The organism is Lactobacillus gallinarum (genome assembly GCF_002160635.1).
Taxonomy (GTDB): Bacteria; Bacillota; Bacilli; order Lactobacillales; family Lactobacillaceae; genus Lactobacillus; species Lactobacillus gallinarum.
Window position 1 is genome coordinate 1 of sequence record NZ_NFKZ01000005.1, and the last position, 23217, is coordinate 23217.

Here is a 23217-nt window from a genome sequence, read left to right on the forward strand (position 1 = left end):
CTCCAAGCTTTCTGGTAGTTCTGAATAGCGTTGGCAATAGCGAGGCTATCAATTTCTTTAACGCGTAAAAAGCTATAAGTATCGCGGATATTCTTAGGCTTAGCCAATAGTTCGCTATTGGCGACTACTTCTTCTGCTAGCTTAGTCTCATAATTATTAAGAATAGAAAAAGCAAAGGGCATTGCTTGATATTGTCTAACAGCTAAGTAGTGCTTAGCATGATAATTGCTTCGATTGCGTCCTACATAAGAGTTGTAGACAAAGCGTTGCGCATCATAGTTCAACTTAATGATTTTCTTTTGCTTAGAACTAGGATAAAAGCGAAGCTTAACGCCAAAATGATAGGCTAAGCTGCTCATTCTTTTCATGATTTCACCTCCTCATAGATTAGATATTTATATTTTACAGGGAAGTCGAACGTATGTCTCTATTTTTAGAATAAAAAAAGCTGACTGCTAGGTCAGCTTGGCCCTATCCATCCCCGCATTAAAATACGGGGATTTTCGGGCGTTTTTCATTAAAAGTAAGCGCATCAAATCTAATACTTGTGAAAGAATTAAAAAGAATAAAAAGCCGCTAAAATTCAAATTTTTCAAATTATTGTAGGCTGGCGTCATTAAATATTGTGTACTAGCGTCTATTGCCATGCCGATTGTTACCATGGCGAAGACTAAGATAAAGCGTCCCCTATGTATCTCGTAAAACCCCTTAATATTCATTCATACTCACATCCATCATATTATTGAAACTATCATATTTTTATTTATTTTTAATTTTACCCCCCTGTTTTTAATTTTCAACTCAATTTTGCCAAGTGGTCAAAAAATTACCCCAAGATGCAAAAAAAGCATGCCAACTTGACATGCTTCTCATCAAAAATATGATATTTTTTTACTTTTCAAACCAATCCCAATCGTTGCCCATAACGTGAACTTTGCTATCACTGTTATCAGCACTACTGATTTTTTCAGCTCTTGTAGGACGTTCAACTGTATATTCATCGCGCGTATTCTTCTTCACGATGCCTTCAAATTGAATTACATCGCCCTCTTCTAGATTTAAGTCTTTGAATGCCTTAGTCATATGAAGGGCAATTTGTTTAACCACTACATTATCTTCATTATCGACAGTTAACTCAGTAAAGATCCCTTTATGATCGTCAGGACGTAGAAACTTCGCAGTAAAGATATGACGATCTCCATCTGCATATTTTGCTAAACTCTCATTGTATATATCAATCATCTGAAAATTCTTCCTTCCGTGTCCACTATAACATTTTTTACTTGTATCGACGCATTTTCATAAGAAAAAGAGCGGCAAACGCACACAGTTGTCGCTCTTTAGCAAGATGATGGAATGAAGAAATTTTTTAATTGCTTATTTCACTTCTAAAGGAGGAAGGATGCTCATCCAGCCACCTGTTATAGTAGTTCTAAATTGTTGATTTGTTAAATGGTTTTAATCTTTTATTCAGCAAGTGCCTTTACTTTGAGTAGCAATGCAATTTTGGCAATATCAGCTTCGTTTTCTGCCACGATCATTGCCTCGTTTGTTAGCGGATAATCAATTGCCTGTCCATGTTCTAAGGCAAGTAGTTGCAAAAAAGTTCTCGTGCTCCGACCATTACCTTCTCTAAAGGGATGAAAGAAATTAATCTTGTCGATCAAACTCGCATAATTTTCAGCAGTCAATGGTCCTTTTTTCGGTAAATTAGAAATAGCTTCGTTAATATCCTCTTCGGCGTAGTCAAAGCGTTCACGAGGAAAAAAGACGGTATTTCCTTTACGAAAATCACCCTTGCGGTAATGTCCCGCCCATTCATATAAAGGTGAGAACATTATCTTATGAATTTTCTTTAAGTCTTCAATTTGGCCTACTTTAACTTTTTCCTTTAACAGCAATAATTCTCGCTCAGCTGAAATTTGAAATTCCAAGTCTGCTAATTCTGCTGCATCCCTAATCCCCAACTTATTCTTCATCGTTCCATTAGGATAAAGAGTCACTGAAATCCAATCTTCTGCCATTAAAATGCCTCATTGATTTCATCAATAATACTTTGATCTGACTTATTTGCCTGGTCAACTAACCGTGCAATATCTTTAGTTTCCGGCTTCCAACCCTCTAAGTGATTATTCTTTACTACAAAACAAATTTGTTGAAACATTTGGGGATCAGGAATTGTTACTCCTTGGATTGTTTGTTTATCTACATCAATTTCTAGTTTATAATCTTGCATTTTATCTACCAATATTTCTCAAGTGGGCGTTCATCTCTGCCCTCACGACTTTGACGCAAGTGCTCTGTAATTATCATCGTCAACACTTCTGCCAATTTATCTATTTGTTCTACGGTTACATATTCATACCGGCCATGATAATTACCACCACCATTGAATAAGTTCGGAGTCGGAATGCCTTTTGGCGTAATAAAGTTACCATCAGTACCGCCTCTAAATGATTGAACATGTGGTGTCAGACCACACTTGCGATAAGCATCTAAAGCTAAGTTGACGATATATGGCTTATCCTTTAATCCATTATAGATGTTCTCATATTGACGACGAATCTTAACAGTAAAGCGATCGCTGCCATATTTTTCATTCAGCTTCTGAACGATTTCTTTGATTAAATTCTCTTTTGCAATGAATTTATCCCATTCAAAATCACGAATTATCATACTAATATCCGCATGGTCTACCGTGCTTGTAGCATCAGTAACTAAGAAAAAGCCCTCATGATTGCGTGATTTTTCTGGAACTTCATCTTGCGGTAATGCTGATAAAAATTCGTTCATTAATGTGGTGGCATTGACCATTAGGCCGTAAGCTTCACCGGGATGCACAACGGTTCCTTTAATATGAATAGTAGCTTCAGAAGCATTAAAGGTATCATAAGAAAAATCACCGGGGCGGCCATTATCTAAAGTATAGGCAAATTCTACGCCAGGAAAATCGTGCGGATCAAAATATTTACCGCCGCAGCCAATTTCTTCATCAGGGCCAAAAGCAATATATACATCTCCATGTTTAACATCGGGATGTTCTACCAAATAGCGTAGCATGGAGAGTGCCCCAACAATACCAGCTTTGTCATCAACACCCAATAAAGTATGACCATCTGAAGTAATTAATCTTTGGCCTTTTAAATTTAACAAATCCGGAAATTCTGCAGGATCGAGAACTATTCCTTCATCTTTGTCTAAATAAACCTTTTCTCCATCATAATCAGAATGAACTTGGGGCTTAATATTTTCAGCATTAAAATCTGCAGTATCAACATGCGCAAAAAAGCCAATCGGTGTAACCTCATCAATTGTATTTTTAGCTAATTTTCCAATAGCAAAGGCTGTTTTATCATTGTAATATGCGTCGAGTCCCATATCTTTTAATTCTTGTACCAACTCTTTAGCTAATACAACTTGACCATGTGATGATGGAATTTGGTCATGATTCTCAAAGAAAGAACGCGTATTTTCCTTAGCATAATGAATAAATTTATTTTGTTCGTAATTTAAATTATAGAAACTCATATCTCACGCCGCCTTTTCATTTTAATTTCATATTGTATTCAGTATAATAGATTACTTTTATGAATTAAAGGATTTTTCATAAATCGCAACCATAAGTAGATTCAAAAAAGAATATAATGAAATGTAAGAATTATTTGAATGAGAATAGGAAAAACTTATGGATGAATTATTTGCAAAAGCACCTATTAAAAAAGTCCATTTTAAATTAGCCTTCCCTGTGGTGCTAGGGATGATTACCACAATGATTTATAACTTAGCTGACACGATGTTTGTAGCTAAGACTGGTAATACTGACTTGGTGGCCGGAGTTACGATTGGCGCTCCGCTATTTACCTTTTTAATTGCTGTTTCTGATATTTTTGGACTCGGCGGCAGTAGTCTAATTTCACGTCTTTTTGGTGAAAAGCGTTATGATCTAAGCAAAAGAATCAGCAGTTTTTGTTTATTCGGATCTGTGATTGTTGGTATTATTTTGACATTTTTACTTCTAGTTTTTGCCAAACCAATTTTGATCCTTCTAGGAGCCAAAGCATCTACTTATTCATATGCTTTTGACTTTTATCGGATTATCGCTCTGGGATTGGTATTTATCATCTTTTCTTTAGTTCCACAAAACCTAATTCGAACTGAAGGCTTAGCTTTTGAGGCCATGCTCAGCACAATGATAGGAACTATTTTAGCTATTATTCTACATTAGCTTAAATCCGAAAATTATGAAGATTTCTGGGCAAAATATTAAGGACGTGATTGCCATTGGTATCCCGGGGTCAATTACCAACTTTGCTCAAAGTTTTGGTATGGCTTTACTTACCTCGTCTCTTGCCGCATACGGTGCTAACAAAGTTGCCGCTATGGGAATCACTCAAAAAATTTATAGCATCGTCATTTTAGTTATTGTTGGCTTTGCCTTCGGTGCACAGCCATTGATTGGTTATAATTATGGTGCTAAAAACTGGCAACGATTAAAAGACATTTTACGCTTTGATACTCTAGTTTTAGTAGCATATGCAATTATCGTTGGTGGCTTACTGATCATCTTTGCCAAACCAGTGACTGCACTATTTATGAATCAAGCCTCAATTGTTTCAGCTGGTAGCTACATGTTAATTGCCACGATTATTACTACCCCGTTTGTTGGAATTATTTTAGTTTATACTACAGTTTTCCAATCAATTGGGAATGCCCGTGGAGCCTTCGTTATGGCAATTACTCGTCAGGGCATCATTTATTTCATTGTGTTAGAAATTTTGAAGAGTACTTTAGGCTATCATGGTATCGTTTGGTCCCAAGCAGCAAGTGATATTCTAACCTGGATTATCGGTTACTTCATGTTTAAAAAGAGTCTAGATCTAAAAGATAAGTTAAAGAAATAAAACAATAAAAGACCTGCAGAATTTGATATTCCGCAGGTCTTATTTTTATCTCAATTATTCATAAATAATAACTGGTTCATTCTTAGAAATGTTATTCCAAACTTTTCTAATCTCGCTAGGCTTAACATTGACACAGCCATGTGAGCCACCTCTTAAGTAGGCCTTCTTACTCCAATCGGTTCTCCAACTAGCATCATGGAAACCACAACCACTTAAAGTAAATGGCATCCAGTATTTAACTGGTGAAGCATAACTTGAACCATCGTCATTGGTACCACGCAAAATACTTGGAGATTCCTTGTAGTGAATGTACCAAACACCACGTGGAGTTTGATCACCCTTGCTACCTTCCATTGTACCAGTAACTACATCATCCAAATGTGCAGCTAACTTACCTTTTCTAACAAGCCAAACCTCTTGCTTCTTTAATGAAACAACTGCATAAGTATTGCCGATTTCATGATTACTCTTACCGTAACCATGAGCGTAAGTACTATAGCCTAAACCATAAATTGCATCAGCACCATCAAAAGTGGTTTTCCCATCTGCAAAAGCTTGTAAGATCAAACGACGAGCCTTTTTAACATAAACACCCCAGCCCCAAGTCTTATTTTTAACGGTAATTGTCTTACCCTTAACCTTATTACCAGTAGGAACCGTAAACTTATAGCTTTTATGCAAAGTGGAAACTTCTTTATCAATTTGGTTTAATTTTTCAGTTAATTTAGATGTATCGCCAAATTGATATTTACCATCTCGGTAGCTGACATCATTTAAAAGATCTTTGGCCTTTAACTGATAACTCTTGCCATTAATTTTGTAAGTCAATTCAGCCTTCTTTAACGCATTCAACTTCTTCTTAGCAGTAGCTAAATTTTTAGTAGTAAAATTATAGGCTTGATCTGAAGGCGTCTTAGTTTGTTGCTTTTTAAACAGTGCTTCAGTTTCTGCCTCATCGATTGTCGGTGCGGTCGTATTATAGCTATAAACCAATTTTTCATTTCTTAATTGCACATGATTTTTAGCTTTTTTATTTACCTTAGCAGTTGCCTTAGCAACAGTTAATTTGCCGACCTTCACACCATCGATTTTAACATTTGGATTAAAGTGTGTTCGTGCATACTTCTCCGCTGCAGCTTGACTGGCTACACGATGATTGTGAATACCAAAACCTGCAATAATGCCGACCACAACTAAAATACCAATTATTAATATGATTAGATTGCTTCGTTTATTTTTTCTTTTTAGATCCTCGTTCATACTATTCTACCTTTATTCCCATAAGTAAGCTAATAGTTTAAATATAGCACCCAAGAACACATGTGTAAAATCTTATGTTTTTATTTGGCTTTTTTCATGATAACTCTCGTCGCATCCTTCAATGCAAAATATAATATTGGCGTACAAATTGCAGTTGAAATTGAGTTAATTACGGTTGCAGGCAAACTTACAAATGCACCAATATATGCTACTTGCAAGCTCGTTCCTACCATTAATGCTTCAACAATTGAAACGCAATATGTAGTAAAAATTTTAGTCACACCGGCAACAATACCTAAAATGATAATATTCTTCTTACTATCTTGATAATTCATCCCTTTAAAAATTAAGCTCAAAACTGTCGCAACCACAACAACTTCAAGCATAGTGAGCCATGATGTAGCAGCATAACCATTTAATAAATCAAAACCACCTAAACCAATAATTCCGGCAATCATCCCATTGCGATAACCCAAATAAAGAATAGCTACTGCCGTCAAAGTATTGCCAAAATGAATAAATGGTCGACCTACCATAGCAGGTACAGGAATTCGTAAGACCCAGATACCAATATAAATAATTGCTGCAAATAATCCGGTAAAAATCAATGCTTGTAAAGAATTTTTATCTGTTTTCATTATTTTCTATTCCCCACCTTTTCTAATAGCCAACTTAATCCTGCCGCATAATTCGGCCCTAAACGCGGATCCTGCTTAGTAGTATTCAAAATAGCTCGTTCCACAAAATCAGCCGCAATAGAGCAACTTTCTTTTAAACTATATTGATGCATAAATGCCGCTAAAAAGACACTCGCAAAAATGTCGCCGGTACCAAAGAAGCTTCCTGGCAATCTTCTCTGGGTTAGTGACCATTCTTTTCCTTCAGTAATGCCCACTTCTCCGATTTTTTCATCTGACAAATCTATTCCAGTGATAATTACATTAGGAATATCAAATTTAGTCGATAATTCTTGCGCTAAACTTGTAGCCGTTTGAATGGAATTCTCTTCAGCTTTTTTTCCTAATAAAAATGCAGCTTCAGTAATATTTGGCGTTAAAATTGTAGCCTTAGTAACCAATTGCCGCATTTTTTCAATATACTGCTGGCTTAAGCCACGATACATTTTGCCATGATCCGCCATCGCCGGATCTATTAAAATAATTTTTTGACTAAGTAACTCTTTATTTTGCAGCCAAAAATCTAATGCATTTTCACCTAAATAACCTAAATACGCTGCTTTAAAACTTATATCTAATTCTTGCCAATGTTTAGTGATTTGAGTCATTTCATGACTTAAATCTAAATATGTATTATTGCCAAAACCACCAGTATGCGTTGATAAAATTGCAGTCGGTAATACAGTGGGCTTCAACCCACATGCACCCAAAATTGGCAGGGCAACACTCAATGAAACTTGCCCCATACATGATAAATCTTGACTGATTAATACTCCCCCATCAATCATTTTTTCACTCCAATCAAAAAATCCTGCTATTAGCTTAACATAGTTAATAGCAGGAAACATTAAAATTTAACGTGCATTGAATGTATTTGGTTTGATATGATTTAAAATTTGGTAACCAATTGCTTTGTTTCTATTTTCATCATTTTGAGTTTGATTTAAAAACATGATTAAACCATTTTGATTATCAGATGTCATTTGAATCCAATTACCAAAGTGAGTGTTGTATAAGTTACCATATGCTGACTTCAAGGTACCGTTATTCTTGATATACATACCACCTGAATAACCATTTGGAGATTTAGAACTCAAGTTAGTCATGTAATTATACTCGGTTTTATTCAAAATCTTTCCATTTGTAAGTCCAACTTGAATACGGTAGTAATCCATTGGTGTAGAGAACAAATTACCTGCACCAACTAATTGAGAAGCTTGTTGTTTTTTAACATATTGTGCCCATTGATAATTTTTCCGATTCCAAGTATAAGAAATACCATCAGTCATACCAGCTGGAACATCTTCCAAGAAGTAAGTTCTCTTTAAATTAAGTGGATTAATAATTCGTTCTTTAACATTATCTTTATATGATTTGCCTGTAACTTGACGAATAATTCCTGCTAACAAAATATAGTTGGTATTATTATAAGAAAAATTGCCTGGTTTATTTTGACTAGTAGAATTTAACTTATCAACCACCCAATTGATGGCACTAGCTTCAGAAACTACGGACCCACGGTTAACTTCCGTGTCACTAGCCTTAAGTCCTGAAGTGTGCGTCATCAAATTACCAACGGTAATATCTGATGAGCCCTTTAAGTTGGGATACCAAGTTGAAATTTTAGTATCTTGATTAAACTTTCCGGCATAGATTAATTGTGTAATCATTGCAGCCGTAATTACCTTTTGCAATGAACAAACAGGATAAACGACCTTTCTATTTCCAGCACCAAGACGCTTGCCATAATAGCCATAGCCATAACTAATTTGTTGTGGATGACCATCTTTAATAATTACGGTAGTACCTCGTGCATAATAATTAGCCAGTGTACTTCTAACAAAACTACGCATTTCAGTTTGATTATAACTTGCGGCATTTACTTGATTAGCGACTGCTAACCCACCTATTGGTAAAGAGGCAGCCACAGTAAGGGAAGCGGCTGTTTTAATCAATGCCTTTCTTAAATTAATTTTTTTCGTTTTAATTCCCTCCAGAATCGATCAGTTCTTTATAAAATATATTAGCAATTATTTTTTTCAGTGAAGTTACAGATTAGATAAAAATTATTCATACTTAATATGGATAGTCATCTAAATGATCTTTTTCCGTGATTTTGCGGATAACTTTAGCTGGAACTCCCACTGCTAAGGAATTATCTGGAATATCATGCGTAACTACAGCACCTGCTCCAATTACACAGTTGTCGCCAATCGTCACTCCTGCACAAACAGTAACGTTGCTGGCCAACCAGCAATTATTCCCTACCTTAATAGGTGCACCATATTCAATATCTGCCATTTTGCCATCTGCTTGCATTCTAGGATTTCTTTGTTCAGGTAGTAAGGGATGCAAAGGTGTAGCAAAAGTAACATTAGGGCCACACATCACATTATCACCAATGGTAATTGGACAAGTATCCAGAATCGTTAAATTAAAATTAGCATAAAAATGATCACCTAATTTAGTAAAGCGACCATAATCTACCTCGATCGGTCCTTGCAAATAAACCCCTTCTCCGTGATCCGGAAAAAGCCGATCAATAATAGCTTTTCTTTCTAACTTATCTTCATCAGTTGTCAAATTATAATCTCGTGATAAACGATGTGCCAAACTAGAAAAATGTCCCAATTCTTCGGTATCAGGGCGATATGGTTTACCAGCGAGCATGTTCTTAGTATTTTCTTCCATAATTATTTTTCCGCATTCTTTTTAATTTTTTGATCATTAATAATAATTATATGATAAACTCGTTACTGTTGTTAAAAAATAATATATTAAAGAGGAAAAAATGCAAAAGAAAAATATTACAGCTATTTGTATTGGATTGCCTGTCTTTTTGATCTTGGCAATCTCAATCATGATTCATGCCAGCTGGATTAATGGTTTTGACAATTTCTTTGAACAAATTGTTCATACCATTCCTAATCTACAAGGCATTATGAAAAAGATTACTTTTTTAGCAGATACTAAAGTTGATTTAGTATGGATGATTTTAATCGCCATTATTTTATGGATTAAAAAGCAACGCCCTCTTTCGCTTAGTATCGTAATTACTTTAATTACTGCAGATGCTTTTGGATGGGTGGTAAAACACATTATTCAACGTGCCCGCCCTGTGCAACACTTGGCCGTAGATGATGGCTTCAGTTTTCCTAGTGGTCACACATTAGGAATGGCAATTATCGTCTTTTGGTTAATGATGATTTTAATCCCAGCATTAGTAAGAAATAGAACTGCCAAGATTTGGTTGAATGTTTTATTAATCGTTTGGCTGATTTTAGTCATGATTTCAAGAGTATATCTTTATGCTCACTTCCCATCAGATGTTTGTGGCTCTGTTGCTCTTGGAGCAATGTGGGTTGGCATTATCGATGCTATCTGGGATAAAGTTACTCCTAGAACTTCTAAAAATAACTTTTAAAACCAAAACGCTAGTTTTCTAGCGTTTTTTTATGCACAAAAAAAGTCACTAAGGAAAATGTCCTTAGTGGCTTTTCTACACCTTCAAATTTCTTCCTATCAGCAAATGCCATAAGAGACATCTTGCCTAGCCTTTTCATCCTCGGAGCGCTCATCACACGCTCCGCTATTATGATAACAGATTAAATAAGAAATATAAAGTGGTTTGTTTTGATTTTATTGAAACTAAAATTAATTTACCCATTCAGTGATTTTACTGTCATTTTCAGCTACGCCAATCACATTTAAATCTTTAGCCCATTTTTTAAAGTGGTTAACATATGCCTTGCGATTAGCTCCTGCGGAAGTAAAGAATGAGGCTACTTCTCCTTGATATCCCTTCATTTGATCTAATAAGGTCTTGATTGGAGTTGCTGGATAGCCTGACCAAACAGGACTACCAATTAAAATTAAATCATAATTATTAAAATCAATATTATCTAGCTTAATATCTGGAAAACTATTGGCTTGGATTTGATCTAAAGCGATATCATTGGTTTTATATTGATCCGCATCAAAAGTGCCGTCAACAGCATCGACTTCCTTAAGATCACTATCTGAAATTTGAGTATGAATCTTTTCTGCTAATTTCTTAGTATTGCCCGACCATGAATAATACAAAATTAACGTTTTCTTAGCCATAATTAGCCCTTCCTTTAATTATTTTATAGATATAAATAACCTTATAATCATAATTTACCAATTATAGCCGCCAATGTAAAAAGAATAACCTATTAATTTATAAATTGTCTAATTACATTAAGCATTGTGTGACCATATTTTTTCAATTTAGCTTGACCAACACCACTTACCTCTAAAAAATCATTTTCATTTTGTGGCTTAATTTTGGCCATATCATGTAAACTACGATCCGAAAAGATCATAAATGCAGGAACTCTTTGTTTTTTAGCTAGTTCTTTGCGTTTTTCTCTCAAAGCGTCAAATAGACTCACATTTTCATCTTCATCAAAAATTTGCTTCTTCTTTTGAATCTTACTGATCCGCCGTTTTACTATAGCTTTTCCATCTAAAACATCCCAGCCGCGGTTAGTTACATGGAGCAAAGGGTATTTTGTCCCTTCAATTTTTAAATATCCAGAGGCAATTAAATAATCAATCAAACTTACAGCCTCTTTTTGACTGACTTTTAAGCTATTAAAATGTTCGTATTGCTCCGCATGCATTTCCTGCATCCGCTGATTAGTCGAACCAACTAAACATTGAGCTACGACATTTTTACCAAAACGTCCATCAAGTTCATAAACTAACGCAATAACCTTTTGGGCATCAGTAGTGATATCTTTCAAATCACCTTGATTAAGACAATTTGAACATTTACCACAAGGCGGACAATCTTGACCGAAATAGCGCACAATAAATTGTTGCAGACATTCACCGGTATTTACGTAATCAGTAATCGCCTGGAATTTTTGATATTGTAATTCCTTATATTTTTGATCTGCATCTGATTCTTCAATAAAATAGCGATACTGGTGCAAATCCCCTGGATGGTAAATCATCACTGCTTCACTTTCTTCACCATCTCGGCCGGCTCGACCAGCTTCTTGATAATAGCTTTCAATGTTGCGAGCGCTTGATGCATGAACTACAAAGCGGACATTACTTTTATCAATTCCCATACCAAAAGCGTTGGTCGCCACAATTACTTGAAATTCATCAAATTGAAACGCCTCTTGCACTTGTGATCTTTCTTTTGCATTCATCCCGCCATGATAAGCGCCTACTGAAATTTCTTTTTTAGCAAGATAATCCGTTAAAGATTCAACTTTTTTACGAGTATTAGTATAAATAATCCCGGCTTCATCAGGATGAGCCTTAATGTATTGCGCAATGTAAAGCTGAGTATTTTGCGGAGACTTAACCACCTTAAAACTGATATTGGGACGAGCAAATGAAGTAATAATAAAGTTCTCTCGTTGGATATTTAACTGTTGTCCAATATCATCTTGAACCGCTGGAGTGGCGGTTGCCGTCAATGCTAAAATATTCGGCTTACTTTTAAGAGAATTAATTCCTTCAAAAATTTGTCTATAAGCCGGGCGAAAATCGTGGCCCCACTGTGAAATACAGTGCGCTTCATCCACTGCGACCAAATCAACAGCCAAGAAGTTAAGCTGATATCTAAAATAATCCATCGTCAAACGCTCAGGCGTAATATAAATTAGTTTGATTTTTCCCTCATATGCCTGACGTAAAATAGGATTTACTTCTTCTTGCGGGGTGGTTGAATTCAATGCCGCGGCGTTAATACCATTTTGTTTTAGAGAATCAATTTGATCTTTCATTAAAGAAATTAACGGTGAAATAACCAGCGTAATACCAGGATTCATTAAAGCAGGAACTTGATAGCAAAGCGATTTACCTGCACCTGTTGGCATAACTGCCAAGACATTTTTTCTATTTAAAATTAAATCAATTACTTTCTTTTGACCGGGACGAAAACTAGAATAGCCAAAAGTTTGTTTTAAAATTTGTTCTGGATTCATAAATTTTCCTAACTTATTTGAAACATTTTCTTTATTTTAGCAGAGTCCATCAAGGATTATAATTGAAGTATTATATGTAAGAAAGAAGGAAAAAAATTGATACATCTTTTTCATCGACGTATCACATTCTCACTCGCTTTAACTATTGGTTTTTTAACTCTGATAATTATCGGAAGCATTTTATTATCACTACCTTTTGCAAATAAAGCAGGACAAACAACTAATTATTCTGATGCACTTTTTACTGCTACTTCAGCGGTTTGTGTTACAGGATTGAGTACAGTTACAACAGCAACACATTGGTCATTCTTTGGTCAATTAATTATCATGATTCTGGTCGAAGTGGGCGGTTTAGGGTTCATGACTTTTGCAGTTATGCTCAGTAATTTTGCTCATCAACGAATGAGTTTAGGCGCAAGAATGCTAACTGGAGAAGCATTAAACCTTAATCGTCCTTCTCAACTTCGAATAGTACAATTGATTATTAAACTTTCCTTGGTCGTTCAACTGATAGGGGCAATATTACTCTTTATCGCTTTAAAGCCGCGATTAGGGATAGGAAAAGGTATTTGGTATAGCATCTTTCATTCGATAACAGCTTACTGTAATGCAGGATTTGATTTATTCGGACCATCTCTTGAACAGTTTAATAATAATCCCTATTTTCTAACTATTATTATGCTTTTAATCGGTGCTGGTTCATTTGGTTTCTTAGTATGGCGTGACTTGTTAACATATCACATTCATCATAAGCTTACCTTACATACTCGATTGGTATTAACAGTTGGCATAATTATTTTAATATTATCAATAATCGGTTTCTTAATTAGTGAACAAAATCTTAAACAATTTGATGGCAATCTCAACGCTGTTCAGAGATTTTTCAACACATTATTTTTAGCAGTAACGCCAAGAACAGCTGGTTTTGCTTCAATTCCTTATACTAAGCTTAGTGCAGCTGGCATTGTAATTACTATTATCTTAATGTTCATTGGTGGAGCTCCTGGATCTACTGCGGGTGGTGTTAAAACGTCAACAATAGGGATTTTATTCTTACAGAGTTTAGCAACCTTTACTGGAAAAGAAGCATCATTTTCTCATCGTCGCTTCACTCGTAATAATATTAATCGTGCCCTAACCCTATTTTGCTCTGCCATTTTATTAATTATTTTTGCGACACTATTGCTAACTATGACGCAACCACTCTCACCTCATAATGGCATTATCGAAGCAGTTTTTGAAGCAGTTTCTGCATTTGGAACCGTTGGATTAACTCTCGGTCTTACTCCACACCTTAATTTATTTGGAAAAATTATTATTATTGCTTTAATGTTTATCGGACGAGTTGGCATTTATACTTTTATGTATTCTATTTTCAAATCTCATCCTGCTAAACAAAGTTATCGTTACCCAGAGGAGGAAATTATCATTGGCTAATTTACATCAACAACAAAGTTTTGCAGTTTTTGGTTTAGGAAAGTTTGGCATGGCACTGACCATGGCGCTTTTACAAGCTGATCAAGATGTTTTAGTAGTAGATTCAAATGAAGAGGTCGTTAATGATGTCGCTCATTTGGTTACACATGCTGTAATTGCTGACGCTACTGATGAAGAGGAATTACGTGATCTTGATATCGGTTCTTTTGATCACGTTTTCGTTACTATGGGCGAAAACGTGGAAGGTAGTATTATCACTACTATGTTAGCTAAAAAGATTGGTGCACCAGATGTTACTACCCGAGCTAATAATCATAATCACCGTTTAGTTCTAGAAAAGATCGGAGCTGATCACGTCATTGAACCTGAACAAGATATGGCCAGACAATTGATTTTTCATCAGCTTCATCCTAATGTCGTCAACTATTTCAATCTTTCTAAAAACGTATCTTTAGTCGAAGTTAGCGTTGAAAACCCTAGCTTTTTTAACAAATCATTAGGTGACTTGGACTTCCGTAAAAATTACGATGTGAACATCATCGGCATCACTCATAATGGTAAATTGAATCAAGTTCCTCTTGCTACTGACATTATTAATCCGCATGATCGGATCACTTTGATAGGGTCAAATGAAGCCGTGCAGAAGATTAATGAAATTTTACAAGAAGATAAATAAATATAGAGCATTACAAAAAGCCTTGAGAATTTCTCAAGGCCTTTTAATTTGGTCAAAACTTTATTTACTTATAAAAGGTTTCTTCAACGGCATGCGTAATCGCAATTTTATCATGTGCATAAGACAAACCGCCTTGAATATAAAGCATGTATGGATCACGAAGTGGACCATCTGAAGAAAGTTCAATAGTTGAACCTTCGACAAATGAACCTGATGCCATGACAACTTCATCTTCATAACCATCTTGGTGATATGGAATTGGATCAACAAATGAGTTCATTGGTGAGTAATGTTGAATAGCCGCACAGAATTTAACCATTGGGTCTGGTTTACCAAAGGTTACGGTTTGCACAATGTCGCTTCGTGGATCACTCCACTTTGGTGATACTTGCATCCCCATTTCTTCTAACAATGCAGCTGTAAAGACCATTCCTTTTTGTGCCTCACCAGTTGTATGTGGTGCCATGAAGAATCCTTGGTAGATATCACGTAAATAGCCCCAAGTTGCGCCTTCACCTTTACCAGCACCAGGAACAGTTAAACGCGAACCTGCTCCATCGATTAAGTCTTGACGACCAACTAAGAATGCGCCACCCTTTACTAAACCAGCACCCGCATTTTTGTAAAGTGAACCTGCCATCATATCTGCGCCGTAGAAAGTTGGTTCTTCACATTCAGAAAATTCACCATAGCAGTTATCAATAAAGATGTTAACATCAGGACGAACTTCCTTGATGAACTTAAGCATCTTTTTGATTTTGTCCATAGTAAAAGTTTTACGAGTTGCATAACCCAAAGATCTTTGAATGGCTACTACTTTAATTGACTTGTCTTGCAAATCTTTTTTAGCATTTTCATAGTCAACTTCGCCATTCTTTAATTCAGTTGTCTTGAAATTGATGCCCCATTCCTTCATGTTGCCTGGTTTATTACCAGCAAGACCAATTACTTCTTGGATTGTGTCGTACGGGGTACCTGTCAAATAGTAAAGAGTATCGCCTGGGCGCAACATACTAAAGAGACCGACAGTGATGGCATGAGTACCTGAACCGAATTGTGGTCTAACTAAGGCATCATCAGTCTTGAAATAATCGGCATAAATATCTTCGATCTTGTCACGGCCAATGTCGTCGTAACCATAACCAGTTGAAGGCACGAGATCTTCTTCACCAACATGATGCTTTCTAAACAAATCAAGTACACGTTGTTGATTATATAAAACTTGTTCATCAATCTCATCAATGCGAGGTTGGATCATTTTTTCTACTTTAGTAACTTTATCACTTAATTCTTGTGGTAAATTTTCTTTCCATGAAAAACTCATTTCTTACTCCTTAATTTATCTATCCTTGATAACTTCAGCTTGCACTTTTATGCTGCCATCTTCTTGTGGTTCTAAGTAAACGCCCTGAATTTCTGGTACAAAGCCTGGGAATTTTTCAATCGCATGAGCCAAAACTTCAAAATATTTTTGATCGATCTCTCCCCACTTTTCACCTGGTGCAACGATAAAGACTCCTGGTGGATATGGCAAGGCACCCTCAGCTGCCGTTCTGCCCACTACATCTTCAAGATCAACTAATTCTGTTTGATCTTTCTTAAAGAGTTGGTCAGCTTCAGCCGGTGTCATTTGGTAATTTTGCATATTAGGCTTAGCAAACAACTCTTGCTGCAGGACAAAAGTTTTATTTTCTTTATAATACTCATGCATTTCCTGGCAGAGCTGCTTCAACGTATAACCATGATAACGCTCAGGATATTCTTGATATAAAAATGGTAAAACATCCTTTACCAAAGCATCTTCATCATAATACTTTTCAAACTTTAAGAAGGCATCCAGCAAAGTATCTAATTCTTCTTGTGAATCACCAGGTGTTAGAAGAAACAGCAAAGAATTCAAATCATTTTTGGCACGAATAATATGATTTTCCATTAAAAATTCTGCAACTACCGCACCAGGAATACCGGTTTCTTCATACTTAGCATTTTTGACATCAATGCCCGGAGTTTTAACTGTAATCTTGAGTGGATCGATCATAGCTTCACCACTGCCCATTTTTCTAAAGCCATGCCAATCGTCATCTTGACTCATGTTCCAGTATTTAGCTTCATTCATTAAATCAGCAGTAGGAATTTCAGCAAAATTGTCAGGTACTAATGGCTTAAACAATTTAGATTGCTTTAATAACTTTTGGCGCCATTCAATGCCCATGCGTAGGGTGTCTGCCCACCACTTTTTGTTTCCTTCACCAGCAGTGACATAGGAATTTACTGTAAGGGATGCATATAACGGATATGCATATGAAGAAGTAACAAACTTCAAATAAGCATGATTGAAATGTTTGTGGTCCACATAACGCTTTTGCCCTTTAATATGCGAATCCTTCTTCAAAATTTGTGAAGCTTGAGCCATCCCTGCTTGTTGCTTATGCAAGGATTGAGTTACTAAAATTCCCGGATCATCCGGTCCCAGATTTAAAAGAAGCGGTGACAAGTGTCTCATAATTGGTACAAATTCTTCAAACCCGCCCCAAGCACAGTCAAACAAAATATAATCGCAAAGTTTACCAATTCGATCTACAATCCATTTTGCATCATAGAATACGCCATCATAGGTTTCTGCCTGCACTATTGCTAATCTAAATGGACGCTTAGCCTTGGCTTTTTCTGGATCAACTTTTGCTACTTCAGCTCTAATTTTGTCTTCAGTCAAAAAGTCGGGATCCATCTCACCAATCAGCCCCAAAGCATTACGATCAGTTGAAATGTAAACCGGCTTAGCACCGCTCATGACCAATGCGCTGTTATACAAGGACTTGTGGTTATTACGATCAAATAAAACCAAATCCCCTTCAGATAAAAGTGCGCTGGCACAAATTGAATTAGCACTAGTTGTACCGTTAGTACAGAAGTAAACCTTATCTGCATGATAAGTTTTTGCAGCTAATTTTTCAGCATCAAGTGGTGTACCTGCATGAGTCATAGTATCACCCAGCTGAGGCACAGTATCACTAGTATCAGCAAACATTAAATTCTTACCAAAGAACTTATTGAAAACAACACCTGCTGGATGCTTATCATAATACTGACCATTATGGTGACCTGGGGTAGTAAAACTAATCGGTTTTGCCTGCGCAAAATTAATTAGATCAGTCAAAAAACCTGGCACCATTTTCTGTTCATAATTTTTTGCCAGATCAACAATTTTTTCTCGATCAGCTGTTGAAACTTGCCTATCAACTTCAATTATTGGAATGGAAAAGCCAGATTGATCTCTTAACGCTTGGGCTTGCTTTTGCGCATTAGGATCTTTATTTTGAATTACAATTGCAGCTATTTCTGCACTATTTTTAACTCGATCAATAGGAACTGATTCCCAATTTTTTATTTTGCTTAAATTAACGCCGCTTCCGAACGCTATTTTCAAAAAATCCATGCTTTTCCTTTCCATTTTTATTACAAATTACGAATTCAAGTTGCAAAACTTAAATAATTCTTTATAATCTTTTTACAGTATTATGTAGTTTCTGAATCACTTCACAAATTACGGTACATATTATATAAATATTGGAGGTTTTAAACAAGTGCACTTGCCCTGTTCGCCCCCTGAACATAAAGATATTTAAATGTAATTGAATAAATACTTGGAGGAAAATATTTTTATGTCAGAGGAAATAGAAACCATTAATTTTGAGCCCGGTAAAAAACATTATATGAGCTGGCCGGTCATCGCATTAATCGACTTTGTTACTATCATCAGTTTTGAAAACATCTTCTATCCATTTCAAAACCAAGGATTATCTGTAGTTGTATCTTGGATTTTCCTTTTATTTGCCTACGTTATTCCTTATGCTCTTATGTCCAGTCAAATGGGATTAACGTTTACAGATCAGGCCGGAGGTTTAGCATCATGGGTACGTCATTCATCTAATGACACTCTCGGTTACTGGACTTCTTGGATGTATTGGGTTCAAACTGTACCATACTTAGTTGACGTTTCTAACTCAGTCATCGTGTCATTCTCCTGGATTATTCTAGGAAACAACACGCTAGACAAGCATATGTCTACTTTCTGGTTTGGAATTCTTACTTTCGTAATCATTTTAGTCTTTATCTTGATTGAAAATGCCATTAAGAATTCACTTGAACTGCTCTCATTAATCGGTGGTGGTGCAATGTTCATCATGTCCATGCTCTTTGTTTTACTTGCTGTTTGGGCAGTAATGCATGGTCATCATATTGCCACGCAACCATTTAACTGGGGTGCATTCAAACCATCATTTAGTTTGCGTTACTTCTCTACCACCGGATTATTAATTTTTGCTATGTCCGGTGCTGAACTTGCTGCTCCTTACATTGTGCAAATGCGTGATCCTAAGCACGAATTTCCTAAAGCAATGTGGATGTTGGCATTAATGACTGGTTTCTTAACTATCTTTGGTACCCTAGCTTTAGCAATGTTCTTTAACGCACACCACATCCCACATGACTTCAAGATGAATGGTCCTTACTACGCTTTCCAACTTTTAGGTGAAAGTTTAGGTTGGGGTAAAATCTTGATGTACATCTTTGCAGTTGTCCAAGCTCTCTTCATGATGGCTCAATTAGCTGTTTTGCTTGATGCTTCAAGCCGTGTATTTGCTGGTGACGTTGCTGATAGATACATGCCTAAGTGGTTAACCGGTAAAAAGGATAAGACCGGTCGTCCAGTTCACTCATATACTTTAACTTGTGGCTTAGCATTATTCTTACTCTTACTTACTGGTACTTTGCCAAACATTAACTCAATTTATAATTGGCTCTTAAATATTAATGGTATTATTTCACCATATAAGACTTGTTGGGTATTCTTTGCTTTCGTAATGTTAAGAATGCACCAAGAAAAGTTCCATTCAGATTATGTCTTTATCAAAAACAAGACTGGTGCTCTAATTATGGGCTGGTGGTGCTTGATCTTCACTTTCATCTGTGCAACTTTAGGATTCATTCCTCAAGAAGCTGAGGCAACATTTGGTAGTGCTGCATTTAACCACCAATTACTTATGAATATCATTACGGTAATTGTTCTCTTCGGTTTAGGATTCTTGCTTCCATGGCTACGTAAGCGCGAAGAAAAACGTGAAATGAATATATAATAAAAAAGGAGATGGCTCTAAGCCATCTCCTCTTTGTTTTGGTTGATAAAATCGAATTGCTTTTGAAAAACTTTTTTCTCACGTAAATCATACACTGATCCAATCACAGGTGTTAATGCAAAAGCTCTTAATGTATCAAAGTCTTCTGTCTTATTTGCATAGATATGATGCATTTCCGGCTTAATTTCAAAAATTTTATTCAAATAAGACGGACTAATTTCATCAACATATCCTTGCAAAGTAAAACCTACGCTAGTTAAAGTTTCTCGACCACGTAATGCTGTGATAGATACGCGATTATGTCTTTTTAGATTACGGTAAAAACTTTTTTGATTCGTAGTAGCGAAAATTAAGCGACCATTTTCATTAAAATCGATGTCTATAACATTGGTATGTGGCTCTCCGTTTTCATCTACTGTACCAAAAATTGCTGAATGAAAGCAATCTACAATTAAATCCAAAAATTCATCATTACCAATATCATCAGTTAATTCAGGAACGTGTTGTCTCATTGTTTTTTCCATTTCTATATCACTCTATTACATCTTTAATAAAGATTTTATTTCTTAAATGACATAGTGTCAATGAATATACTACATATTTAGAATAACTTAATTATTGAATCTATTTACACAGTTGTCCTATCCAAAAGCCTATGAAAACTAAAATTACTCCCCCCAGATATGAGGTCACTGCATAAAGAATCAAGCCATGGTAATTTCTACTTTTATATAATTCAACTAATTCAGTATTCATTGTCGAAAAAGTTGTATAACCGCCTAATACACCGGTTCCAACTAAGGAATAGAAAAAGACATTGGTTCCAAGACCAAATATAATGCCTAAAATAAGTGCCCCCGTTAAGTTAATAAACAATGTGGGAGTTGGCAAATTAGAAAACTGTTTACCTATCCATTCCCAATGTTTTTTACCATAATTAGTTATTGCATATCTAATCATCGCACCAATTGACGCACCAAGTCCTGCTAATAGAATCTCCACTTTAATCTTCCTTTCTAAGCAACATTCCCACGTTTTTGCCGATTCTCATACCTAAAAAGGCAAAAATAAAGCCAAAAATAATTGAACTCAAAAAATAAATTAAAGCAGTCAATGGTAAACCGGCTTGAATATTTTTTAAAATATCTAAATTAAAAGTAGAAAACGTTGTAAAAGCCCCTACAAAGCCCGTACCAATTCCTACAGTTAACCATTGACGGAAATCTTTAAATTCCATAAAAAAGTAAGTGAAAAAGGCTAATAAAAAACAACCTATGATATTTCCCCAGAAGGTACCATAAAAACTCCATTGAGCATTTAAGCTATAGCGCGCCATGCCACCAAAAAAGGCAAAACAGGCTATACTAATATAATTGCTAATTTTCATTAAAAACATTCCCCCAAACAAAAAGCGTCCACTCTATCCCTCTGGATAAAGTAGACGTCATTAGATTACTCGGTTAATGGTGAACGTCATCACCTATTTAGTTAACAAATATGATGATACAACTTAATTTCAGGTTTCGCAAGTTACTATTTTTTGATTTGCTAGGTTGAACGAAGTGAAACCTAGCTTTTTATTTTTTAAAGTAGAATTTAGTAACAATCTACTTAAGAATGATATGATATAATAAAATAAAAAATTCAAGAAAGGATTTTTGCAATGTTTCCCTATGAAGATAAATTTCAAACATATTGCAAACAAAAAAAGCAATTAGCGCCTTCTACAATTGCACTTGCTGCTAAATCAATCACTACTTTTTGGAATTATTACGCCACTAATATCGGCCCCAGTGCTTCTATCAATGAAGTTACCACGAGCGACATTCGCAACTTTTTAGATTCTCTTGAACAAAAGATGCACTTCAAGAGCAATACAGTTAACAAGTATCTCAGTCACTTAAAAATGTATTTTGTCTTTTTGGCCGAATATGGCTTTATAAATTCCTACCCACTTTTCACATTACGTGGAAATAAATTTGATCGTAAACAAAAGTACGTTATCAACTGGATAGATCATTTGTCAGAATTGACTAAAATGACTAAATTACATCCAGAAACTATTAAGATGATGACAGCTATTTCACTCGGCTACAAGCCAGCTGAAATATTAACTATGCGCATTAACACTCTGCTTGATCAAGTTTCTGATTCACAATTAAAGAAGTATCTACAAGCCCATACTGACTTTTCACAAGATGCTAACCCATATATTTTTGCAACCAAAAGTGGCGATCACTATGCTTCAGATTTTAATATCAATCAAAAAATCGCACCAGATCGTGATCTAATTGGTATGCAACTAACTAGTCATAAATTACGCATGAGCTTTGTTTACTCAATTCTATCTAATCCTAAGCTCTCAGACGAAGAAATCCTCAAAACATTGCGCATCCCTCTTAAATCTCTGAACTACTACCGCAAAAATATGATGCTCTATGTTGAAACTACGGAATTTAAGTTAACTCAACCTTAGTCACTTCTCCACTCGAAAAGCTATGAGCTTCATTATTTGTTAAAATAACCAACTTTCCTGCATCATCAATAGTCTTAACTAGTCCTGTCACTTCTTTTTTACCCAGCTTAAGATTTACTCTTTTACCTATGAGCCAAGATAGTTTGCGATATTGCTCCATAAACTGATTTTGACCATAATTTTTACTTGCTAAATCAACTGCTTGTAAAAGTTCATTGGTCATTTTTTTATGCTCAAAAAGAGTATCCGAAATGTACCCTGCTTTGAATCTTATCTGCTCTGGAAAATCGTGCGTTGCGATATTGATGCCGACACCAATTATTAAGCCACTATTCTCATATTCCGTTAAAATACCTGCTACCTTTTTATTTTTTAAATAAATATCATTAACCCATTTCAAACGGAAGTCTTTTTGAGGATAAAATTTTCTGAGCACATCAACTACATTGGTGGCTATACATGGCGTTAATAAATTGATTTTTTCCCGTACAATTTCAAAATTAGGAAAAGCCATACTAAAATAAATTCCTGTTTGAGCGGGCGAATAGAAAAAGCGACCTCGTTTGCCATAACCATTAGTTTGGCTTTGGGCAACAAAAGCCGCTTTTTTCTTGTTTTTATTTTTCAAATAATCTTTAGCCAAATCTTGTGTAGATTCAACCTGATCATATTGATAAACTTGCATT

The 23217-nt window shown here is 35.6% G+C and carries 24 protein-coding genes, 1 pseudogene and 1 riboswitch; of the genes and pseudogenes, 6 read left to right on the top strand and 19 right to left on the bottom strand.

Features of this window, described 5'->3' with window-relative positions; all coding sequences use genetic code 11:
* From B5E95_RS03130 to pepT, 6 genes are all read right to left on the bottom strand, one after another.
* The coding region (locus B5E95_RS03130) for a helix-turn-helix domain-containing protein (RefSeq protein WP_162606870.1) at positions 1 to 368 on the bottom strand (368 nt) is incomplete at its 3' end.
* 87 nt (positions 369 to 455) lie between these two features.
* Entirely contained in the window at positions 456 to 719 is a 264-nt protein-coding gene (locus tag B5E95_RS10855; RefSeq protein ID WP_087235551.1) for a hypothetical protein, read from the bottom strand.
* A gap of 172 nt (positions 720 to 891) precedes the next feature.
* Positions 892 to 1242, bottom strand: a complete 351-nt coding sequence (locus B5E95_RS03140) for a hypothetical protein (RefSeq protein ID WP_087176705.1) — start codon at positions 1240 to 1242, stop codon at positions 892 to 894.
* 224 nt (positions 1243 to 1466) lie between these two features.
* Positions 1467 to 2024 (bottom strand): Fic/DOC family protein, encoded by a 558-nt coding sequence (locus B5E95_RS03145; RefSeq protein ID WP_087235552.1) that lies wholly within the window; start codon positions 2022 to 2024, stop codon positions 1467 to 1469.
* On the bottom strand, positions 2024 to 2236 hold the full coding sequence (locus tag B5E95_RS03150) for a hypothetical protein (protein ID WP_087235590.1): 213 nt from the start codon (positions 2234 to 2236) through the stop codon (positions 2024 to 2026). The genes B5E95_RS03145 and B5E95_RS03150 overlap by 1 nt, the downstream gene beginning before the upstream one ends.
* A 5-nt stretch (positions 2237 to 2241) precedes the next feature.
* Complete coding sequence (gene pepT / locus B5E95_RS03155) at positions 2242 to 3528, bottom strand: peptidase T (RefSeq protein ID WP_087235553.1); 1287 nt, start codon at positions 3526 to 3528, stop codon at positions 2242 to 2244.
* A gap of 157 nt (positions 3529 to 3685) precedes the next feature.
* Between pepT and B5E95_RS03160 the strand changes: the two are divergent.
* Positions 3686 to 4901, top strand: a pseudogene (locus B5E95_RS03160) (MATE family efflux transporter).
* A 54-nt stretch (positions 4902 to 4955) separates the two neighbouring features.
* Here the strand turns inward: B5E95_RS03160 and B5E95_RS03165 are convergent.
* The 5 genes from B5E95_RS03165 to B5E95_RS03185 all read right to left on the bottom strand — a co-directional run bounded on the left by B5E95_RS03165 (position 4956) and on the right by B5E95_RS03185 (position 9529).
* Entirely contained in the window at positions 4956 to 6161 is a 1206-nt protein-coding gene (locus B5E95_RS03165) for a L,D-transpeptidase family protein (protein WP_087176708.1), read from the bottom strand.
* Positions 6162 to 6241: 80 nt separating this feature from the next.
* Positions 6242 to 6799, bottom strand: a complete 558-nt coding sequence (locus tag B5E95_RS03170; protein WP_087176709.1) for an ECF transporter S component — start codon at positions 6797 to 6799, stop codon at positions 6242 to 6244.
* Complete coding sequence (locus B5E95_RS03175; protein WP_162606871.1) at positions 6799 to 7626, bottom strand: pyridoxamine kinase; 828 nt, start codon at positions 7624 to 7626, stop codon at positions 6799 to 6801. Before B5E95_RS03175 ends, B5E95_RS03170 begins: the two co-directional genes overlap by 1 nt.
* A gap of 66 nt (positions 7627 to 7692) precedes the next feature.
* On the bottom strand, positions 7693 to 8790 hold the full coding sequence (locus B5E95_RS03180) for a serine hydrolase domain-containing protein (RefSeq protein WP_087235591.1): 1098 nt from the start codon (positions 8788 to 8790) through the stop codon (positions 7693 to 7695).
* A gap of 124 nt (positions 8791 to 8914) precedes the next feature.
* On the bottom strand, positions 8915 to 9529 hold the full coding sequence (locus tag B5E95_RS03185; RefSeq protein WP_087235555.1) for a sugar O-acetyltransferase: 615 nt from the start codon (positions 9527 to 9529) through the stop codon (positions 8915 to 8917).
* Between the two features lie 100 nt (positions 9530 to 9629).
* Here B5E95_RS03185 and B5E95_RS03190 point away from each other — a divergent pair, with 100 nt between their 5' ends.
* Positions 9630 to 10262, top strand: coding sequence for a phosphatase PAP2 family protein (locus tag B5E95_RS03190; RefSeq protein WP_025005774.1), 633 nt, complete (start codon positions 9630 to 9632; stop codon positions 10260 to 10262).
* 230 nt (positions 10263 to 10492) lie between these two features.
* Here B5E95_RS03190 and B5E95_RS03195 read toward each other — a convergent pair whose 3' ends face one another.
* Together B5E95_RS03195 and recQ are read right to left on the bottom strand one after the other, a co-directional pair.
* Positions 10493 to 10942 carry a flavodoxin family protein gene (locus B5E95_RS03195; RefSeq protein WP_025005773.1) on the bottom strand — a complete coding sequence of 150 codons (450 nt, stop codon included), beginning with the start codon at positions 10940 to 10942 and terminating at the stop codon, positions 10493 to 10495.
* A gap of 92 nt (positions 10943 to 11034) precedes the next feature.
* Positions 11035 to 12807, bottom strand: coding sequence for a DNA helicase RecQ (gene recQ, locus B5E95_RS03200; protein ID WP_087235556.1), 1773 nt, complete (start codon positions 12805 to 12807; stop codon positions 11035 to 11037).
* 96 nt (positions 12808 to 12903) lie between these two features.
* On the opposite strand from recQ, the gene B5E95_RS03205 reads away from it, so the two are divergent.
* Together B5E95_RS03205 and B5E95_RS03210 are read left to right on the top strand one after the other, a co-directional pair.
* Positions 12904 to 14244 carry a TrkH family potassium uptake protein gene (locus B5E95_RS03205; protein ID WP_087235557.1) on the top strand — a complete coding sequence of 447 codons (1341 nt, stop codon included), beginning with the start codon at positions 12904 to 12906 and terminating at the stop codon, positions 14242 to 14244.
* The gene (locus tag B5E95_RS03210; protein ID WP_087176153.1) at positions 14237 to 14920 is read left to right on the top strand and encodes a potassium channel family protein; all 684 of its coding nucleotides are present in this window, start codon (positions 14237 to 14239) and stop codon (positions 14918 to 14920) included. Before B5E95_RS03205 ends, B5E95_RS03210 begins: the two co-directional genes overlap by 8 nt.
* Before the next feature lie 64 nt (positions 14921 to 14984).
* On the opposite strand, the gene B5E95_RS03215 is transcribed toward B5E95_RS03210, so the two are convergent.
* Both B5E95_RS03215 and B5E95_RS03220 read right to left on the bottom strand, forming a co-directional pair.
* Entirely contained in the window at positions 14985 to 16244 is a 1260-nt protein-coding gene (locus B5E95_RS03215) for a methionine gamma-lyase family protein (RefSeq protein ID WP_014918875.1), read from the bottom strand.
* Positions 16245 to 16259: 15 nt separating this feature from the next.
* Positions 16260 to 18356, bottom strand: a complete 2097-nt coding sequence (locus tag B5E95_RS03220) for a putative ornithine decarboxylase (protein ID WP_087235558.1) — start codon at positions 18354 to 18356, stop codon at positions 16260 to 16262.
* A 226-nt stretch (positions 18357 to 18582) separates the two neighbouring features.
* Here B5E95_RS03220 and B5E95_RS03225 point away from each other — a divergent pair, with 226 nt between their 5' ends.
* Positions 18583 to 20055, top strand: a complete 1473-nt coding sequence (locus B5E95_RS03225) for an APC family permease (RefSeq protein ID WP_087176155.1) — start codon at positions 18583 to 18585, stop codon at positions 20053 to 20055.
* A gap of 17 nt (positions 20056 to 20072) precedes the next feature.
* On the opposite strand, the gene B5E95_RS03230 is transcribed toward B5E95_RS03225, so the two are convergent.
* From B5E95_RS03230 to B5E95_RS03240, 3 genes are all read right to left on the bottom strand, one after another.
* Complete coding sequence (locus tag B5E95_RS03230; protein ID WP_087176156.1) at positions 20073 to 20567, bottom strand: pyridoxamine 5'-phosphate oxidase family protein; 495 nt, start codon at positions 20565 to 20567, stop codon at positions 20073 to 20075.
* 112 nt (positions 20568 to 20679) lie between these two features.
* A complete protein-coding gene (crcB, locus tag B5E95_RS03235; RefSeq protein WP_087176157.1) occupies positions 20680 to 21057 on the bottom strand; it encodes a fluoride efflux transporter CrcB in 378 nt (125 codons plus the stop codon).
* Position 21058: 1 nt separating this feature from the next.
* A complete protein-coding gene (locus B5E95_RS03240) occupies positions 21059 to 21442 on the bottom strand; it encodes a fluoride efflux transporter FluC (protein ID WP_087176158.1) in 384 nt (127 codons plus the stop codon).
* Between the two features lie 44 nt (positions 21443 to 21486).
* Positions 21487 to 21545, bottom strand: a riboswitch (Fluoride riboswitch).
* A gap of 173 nt (positions 21546 to 21718) precedes the next feature.
* Here B5E95_RS03240 and B5E95_RS03245 point away from each other — a divergent pair.
* Positions 21719 to 22531: a site-specific integrase gene (locus tag B5E95_RS03245; RefSeq protein WP_087235559.1), complete on the top strand. Its 813-nt coding sequence runs from the start codon at positions 21719 to 21721 to the stop codon at positions 22529 to 22531.
* Here B5E95_RS03245 and B5E95_RS03250 read toward each other — a convergent pair.
* On the bottom strand, positions 22512 to 23216 hold the full coding sequence (locus B5E95_RS03250; protein ID WP_087235560.1) for a biotin--[acetyl-CoA-carboxylase] ligase: 705 nt from the start codon (positions 23214 to 23216) through the stop codon (positions 22512 to 22514). The genes B5E95_RS03245 and B5E95_RS03250 overlap by 20 nt on opposite strands.
* Position 23217: the final 1 nt, after the last annotated feature.

What these genes read in the sequence shown, in the direction of transcription:
- B5E95_RS03175 (WP_162606871.1), bottom strand. Translation starts at nt 7,626, where the DNA reads ATGATTGATGGGGGAGTATTAATCAGTCAAGATTTATCATGTATGGGG.
- B5E95_RS03220 (WP_087235558.1), bottom strand. Translation starts at nt 18,356, where the DNA reads ATGGATTTTTTGAAAATAGCGTTCGGAAGCGGCGTTAATTTAAGCAAA.
- B5E95_RS03165 (WP_087176708.1), bottom strand. Translation starts at nt 6,161, where the DNA reads ATGAACGAGGATCTAAAAAGAAAAAATAAACGAAGCAATCTAATCATA.
- B5E95_RS03215 (WP_014918875.1), bottom strand. Translation starts at nt 16,244, where the DNA reads ATGAGTTTTTCATGGAAAGAAAATTTACCACAAGAATTAAGTGATAAA.
- B5E95_RS03230 (WP_087176156.1), bottom strand. Translation starts at nt 20,567, where the DNA reads ATGAGACAACACGTTCCTGAATTAACTGATGATATTGGTAATGATGAA.
- B5E95_RS03195 (WP_025005773.1), bottom strand. Translation starts at nt 10,942, where the DNA reads ATGGCTAAGAAAACGTTAATTTTGTATTATTCATGGTCGGGCAATACT.
- B5E95_RS10855 (WP_087235551.1), bottom strand. Translation starts at nt 719, where the DNA reads ATGAATATTAAGGGGTTTTACGAGATACATAGGGGACGCTTTATCTTA.
- B5E95_RS03185 (WP_087235555.1), bottom strand. Translation starts at nt 9,529, where the DNA reads ATGGAAGAAAATACTAAGAACATGCTCGCTGGTAAACCATATCGCCCT.
- B5E95_RS03145 (WP_087235552.1), bottom strand. Translation starts at nt 2,024, where the DNA reads ATGGCAGAAGATTGGATTTCAGTGACTCTTTATCCTAATGGAACGATG.
- B5E95_RS03245 (WP_087235559.1), top strand. Translation starts at nt 21,719, where the DNA reads ATGTTTCCCTATGAAGATAAATTTCAAACATATTGCAAACAAAAAAAG.
- B5E95_RS03170 (WP_087176709.1), bottom strand. Translation starts at nt 6,799, where the DNA reads ATGAAAACAGATAAAAATTCTTTACAAGCATTGATTTTTACCGGATTA.
- B5E95_RS03150 (WP_087235590.1), bottom strand. Translation starts at nt 2,236, where the DNA reads ATGCAAGATTATAAACTAGAAATTGATGTAGATAAACAAACAATCCAA.
- B5E95_RS03225 (WP_087176155.1), top strand. Translation starts at nt 18,583, where the DNA reads ATGTCAGAGGAAATAGAAACCATTAATTTTGAGCCCGGTAAAAAACAT.
- B5E95_RS03250 (WP_087235560.1), bottom strand. Translation starts at nt 23,216, where the DNA reads ATGCAAGTTTATCAATATGATCAGGTTGAATCTACACAAGATTTGGCT.
- pepT (WP_087235553.1), bottom strand. Translation starts at nt 3,528, where the DNA reads ATGAGTTTCTATAATTTAAATTACGAACAAAATAAATTTATTCATTAT.
- B5E95_RS03240 (WP_087176158.1), bottom strand. Translation starts at nt 21,442, where the DNA reads ATGAAAATTAGCAATTATATTAGTATAGCCTGTTTTGCCTTTTTTGGT.
- B5E95_RS03140 (WP_087176705.1), bottom strand. Translation starts at nt 1,242, where the DNA reads ATGATTGATATATACAATGAGAGTTTAGCAAAATATGCAGATGGAGAT.
- recQ (WP_087235556.1), bottom strand. Translation starts at nt 12,807, where the DNA reads ATGAATCCAGAACAAATTTTAAAACAAACTTTTGGCTATTCTAGTTTT.
- B5E95_RS03190 (WP_025005774.1), top strand. Translation starts at nt 9,630, where the DNA reads ATGCAAAAGAAAAATATTACAGCTATTTGTATTGGATTGCCTGTCTTT.